The organism is Phenylobacterium sp. (genome assembly GCF_044372605.1).
In the GTDB taxonomy this organism is placed as follows: Bacteria; Pseudomonadota; Alphaproteobacteria; order Caulobacterales; family Caulobacteraceae; genus Phenylobacterium.
In genome coordinates, this window is the sequence record NZ_JBILRO010000292.1 from 1 (window position 1) to 3,758 (window position 3,758).

Annotated in this window: 6 protein-coding genes; 3 read left to right on the plus strand and 3 right to left on the minus strand. The window is 62.0% G+C overall.

The genetic code is table 11. The annotated features are described in order from the left end of the window. The 3 genes from ACIQ42_RS16990 to ACIQ42_RS17000 all read left to right on the plus strand — a co-directional run. Positions 1 to 474: ABC transporter permease (locus ACIQ42_RS16990; protein ID WP_397423420.1), on the plus strand; the 474-nt coding region annotated here is incomplete at its 5' end. Positions 475 to 497: 23 nt separating this feature from the next. After that, complete coding sequence (gene aroC / locus ACIQ42_RS16995) at positions 498 to 1,619, plus strand: chorismate synthase (RefSeq protein WP_397423421.1); 1,122 nt, start codon at positions 498 to 500, stop codon at positions 1,617 to 1,619. 181 nt (positions 1,620 to 1,800) lie between these two features. After that, positions 1,801 to 2,313 carry a response regulator gene (locus tag ACIQ42_RS17000; protein ID WP_397423422.1) on the plus strand — a complete coding sequence of 171 codons (513 nt, stop codon included), beginning with the start codon at positions 1,801 to 1,803 and terminating at the stop codon, positions 2,311 to 2,313. Between the two features lie 4 nt (positions 2,314 to 2,317). Here the strand turns inward: ACIQ42_RS17000 and ACIQ42_RS17005 are convergent, their stop codons facing one another. From ACIQ42_RS17005 to ACIQ42_RS17015, 3 genes are all read right to left on the minus strand, one after another. Beyond that, entirely contained in the window at positions 2,318 to 2,692 is a 375-nt protein-coding gene (locus ACIQ42_RS17005) for a 6-pyruvoyl trahydropterin synthase family protein (protein ID WP_397423423.1), read from the minus strand. Between the two features lie 37 nt (positions 2,693 to 2,729). Then, entirely contained in the window at positions 2,730 to 3,362 is a 633-nt protein-coding gene (gene queE, locus ACIQ42_RS17010) for a 7-carboxy-7-deazaguanine synthase (RefSeq protein WP_397423424.1), read from the minus strand. Further along, on the minus strand, positions 3,359 to 3,758 hold a 400-nt coding region (locus tag ACIQ42_RS17015; protein WP_397423425.1), incomplete at its 5' end, for a 7-cyano-7-deazaguanine synthase. The genes queE and ACIQ42_RS17015, both read right to left, overlap by 4 nt.

Below are 3,758 nucleotides of genomic sequence, written 5' to 3' on the forward strand. Positions count from 1 at the left end.
GGTCATGAGTTTCGCCTCAGTCGCTTGGGTCGAATGGCGCAGGGACTTGCGGCTATCGCGATCAGCACAGGCCTGACGGGCCTGGATTGGGATCCGGGAGCAGTCGCAACCGCCATTTGGGCGGTTATGGGCGGGGCGGCTCTCTTTTCCGGGTTGTTTGTCCTGCAAGCTACCCTCGCCTTCTGGACCATTGAGAGCCTGGAGGTGGCCAATGTGCTGACCTATGGAGGTGTCCAGGCGGCGCAGTACCCGCTTGACATCTACGCCAACTGGTTTCGCAGCTTCTTGATTTTCGTCGTGCCGCTGGGATGTGTGACCTATTACCCAGCTCTAGCGATCTTTGATCGTAGCGATCCCCTGGGGGCACCATCCTGGCTCCTGCCGCTAGCTCCGGCCGTTGGGTTCCTGTTTCTTGGGCTGAGCTTCTTGGCATGGCGCTTCGGCGTAGCCCGCTACACCTCGACCGGAAGCTAACACACCGCTACAAAAGCCTCGCCATGAGCCATAACACCTTCGGCCATCTTTTCCGCGTTACCACCTGGGGCGAAAGCCATGGACCGGCGCTCGGCTGCGTGGTTGACGGGTGCCCGCCAGGACTTTCGCTGACCGAGGCGGACATCCAGCCCTGGCTGGACAAGCGCCGCCCAGGCCAGGGCAAGTTTGTCACCCAGCGACAGGAGCCGGACACCGTCCGCATTCTGTCCGGCGTATTTGAAGATGATCGTACCGGCGGTCAGATCACCACCGGCACACCGATCTCGATGATTATCGACAACGTCGATCAGCGCAGTCGTGACTATTCCGAGATTGCGACCGCCTTCCGGCCCGGCCATGCCGACTATGCCTATTTCGCCAAGTACGGCGTGCGCGACTATCGCGGTGGAGGGCGGCAATCGGCACGGGAGACGGCCGCGCGGGTGGCAGCTGGCGCCATCGCCCGCAAGATCCTTGCCGGGGTGAGCATTCGCGGCGCAGTGGTTCAGATCGGCCCCCACGCCGTAGATCCGGACCGGATCGACTTTTCAGTCACGGGCGACAACGAATTCTGGGCCCCTGATGCGGCCATCGTGCCGGTCTGGACCGAGCATTTGGAGACAATTCGCAAGGCCGGTTCGTCCACCGGCGCCATAGTAGCTGTTGAGGCGACGGGGGTTGCGGCCGGGTGGGGCGCGCCGATCTACGGTAAGCTGGATGCCGAGCTGGCGGGGGCATTGATGTCCATCAACGCCGCCAAGGGCGTGGAAATCGGCGCAGGGTTCGCTGCGGCCGCGCTCACCGGAGAGCAGAACGCAGACGAGATGCGCATGGGCAATGAAGGACCCCTGTTCCTCTCCAACAAGGCTGGCGGTGTCCTGGGCGGGATATCGACCGGTGCGCCATTGACAGCGCGCGTGGCCTTCAAACCTACATCATCTATCCTCAGTCGACGCGGCAGCATCAATGAAGCGGGCGAGGAAATCGAGCTCCGCACCAAGGGTCGGCATGACCCCTGTGTGGGTATCCGCGGGGTTCCGGTGGTAGAGGCCATGGTGGCCTGTGTTCTGGCGGACGCCTGGCTAAGGCATCGCGCTCAAACCGGCGGCGGTACCTTTACAATCGGCGGACCATCCGACGGTTGAATTCTCGCGGCCAGACAACCTGATCCGTCGTCAAGTATCTGACCTGACTGACAATTGCTGTACCTACCATAGATATCTGTTTGACCGGTACGCGCAGGGCCCTTATGCGATTTCCGTTGGGATTGCGTGCCGGGCACAATATCGAACCGTCCGGCCAGTTTGGCCATCCAAAGCGAGCATCGTGCGTTACGACCTGCTGAAAATCTTGCTGGTTGATGACAACCAACACATGCGGCTGCTGCTGGCGGAGATCCTGCGTGCGATCGGCGTTAACCACATTTATGAAGCAAGAGACGGCGCTGAAGGCCTGAAGATGATGCGGGACCATCCCATCGATGTGGTCATGACGGACCTCTCGATGCAGCCGATGGACGGTATCGAGTTTGTCAGACTGCTGCGTAATTCCCCTGAAAGCCCAAACCGGATGGCGCCGGTGGTGATGATCACCGGCCATTCCACCTACATCAGGGTGAATGAGGCGCGCGACGCCGGCGTGACCGAGTTTTTGGCCAAGCCACTCACTGCGCGCGGCGTTGTGGAGCGTTTACACCAGGCCATCGACAACAAGCGACCGTTCATAAGGTCGTTGAGCTATTTTGGCCCCGACAGACGCCGCCGGGCCGACGCCTTGTTCCAGGGCCCCTGGCGTCGCGAGAGCGACAGCGAAAACGCGAACCAGAACGTCGAGATATAGGTCGCTAGCCGAGGTTCAGGGCGCAGCTCTCGCTGATGGTCGGACGAGATACGACGATCCGCGAGAGACCCGGAAACGCAGGGCGCAGGCGCTCAGCGAAATAAAGGCAAAGATGTTCAAGCGTAGGGCGCTCCAGGCCCGGCTTTTCATTCAGCAACCCGTGATCCAGTTGACCGGCGACCGTTTTCAGGGCGGCATCCAGATCGGCGAGGTCGGCAACCCACCCTACCGTTTCATCGGCCTCGCCCTTCACAGTCGCCTCCACCCGGAATGAATGGCCATGCAGATTCGAGTAGGGCCGGTGGATCGGCCCCTCGGCGAAAAAGTGGGCTGCGTCAAAGGTCGCAGCCTTGGTGATCTCGAAGGTGGGTGGGGTCATGGCAACTGCAATGGGGCGGCTTGGACCGCTGATGGGCCTAGGCGATGCCGAGATATTTGTGGGTTTGCACGCTTAAACGCCAGCGAGGGTGCGTGAGGCAATAGGCGATTGCAGCTTCCGTGTTGGCAAGACGCTCAGGCCCGTCCATGGGCTGGAGCAGGAATCGCTCGAAATCCATCGCCACGAAGCCAGCCGGGTCGACGCCCGGTTGAGGGTACACAAGCTTCAGCTCCTGCCCCCGTTGCTGAACGACCGCAGCCTGAGCCTTGGGGCTGACACAGATCCAGTCGATTCCAGGTGGCACCGGGAGGGTGCCATTGGTTTCCAACGCGATAGTGAAACCACGTGCGTGAAGAGCCTCTACCAGCGCTTCGTCGACCTGGAGCAGCGGCTCACCACCCGTAAGGACCGTCAGTCGATCAGACCGGCCACCCTGCCAGGCAGCCTCGACAGCCGCCGCAAGCGCGTCCGCATCGAGGAAGCGTCCACCGCCCGGTCCATCCAGGCCGACAAAATCCGTGTCGCAGAAGTTGCAGACAGCCGTTGCCCGGTCCTGCTCCCGGCCTGACCAGAGATTACACCCCGCGAACCGGCAAAACACCGCCGGCCGACCAGCCTGGCCGCCCTCCCCTTGTAGGGTCAGGAATATTTCCTTGACCGCATAACTCATGCCGCAAATTCCGGGCGTTCCTGACCGTCCCAGGCTTCATAACCGACACGGCGCAGGTCGCAGGCCGGGCAGGCAGCACATCCATAGCCCCATGCATGCAACGCGCCGCGCTCGCCGAGGTAGCAGGTGTGGCTTTCCTCCACCGTGATCGCGACCAACGGCTCGCCCCCCAGCGCCTTTGCCAATCCCCAGGTCTGCGCTTTGGTGAGGTGCATCAGAGGTGTTTCGACACGAAAGCCCTGATCCATGCCCAGGTTCAGGGCACGCTCGGTGGCGTCAAGCGTCTCGCGCCGACAGTCGGGGTATCCGGAGAAATCCGTCTCGCACATGCCGCCGACCAACGCCGTCAGGCCGCGTCGATCAGCGAGCGCCGCCGCATAGACCAGAAAGACGAGA

What these genes read in the sequence shown, in the direction of transcription:
- ACIQ42_RS17005 (WP_397423423.1), bottom strand. Translation starts at nt 2,692, where the DNA reads ATGACCCCACCCACCTTCGAGATCACCAAGGCTGCGACCTTTGACGCA.
- aroC (WP_397423421.1), top strand. Translation starts at nt 498, where the DNA reads ATGAGCCATAACACCTTCGGCCATCTTTTCCGCGTTACCACCTGGGGC.
- queE (WP_397423424.1), bottom strand. Translation starts at nt 3,362, where the DNA reads ATGAGTTATGCGGTCAAGGAAATATTCCTGACCCTACAAGGGGAGGGC.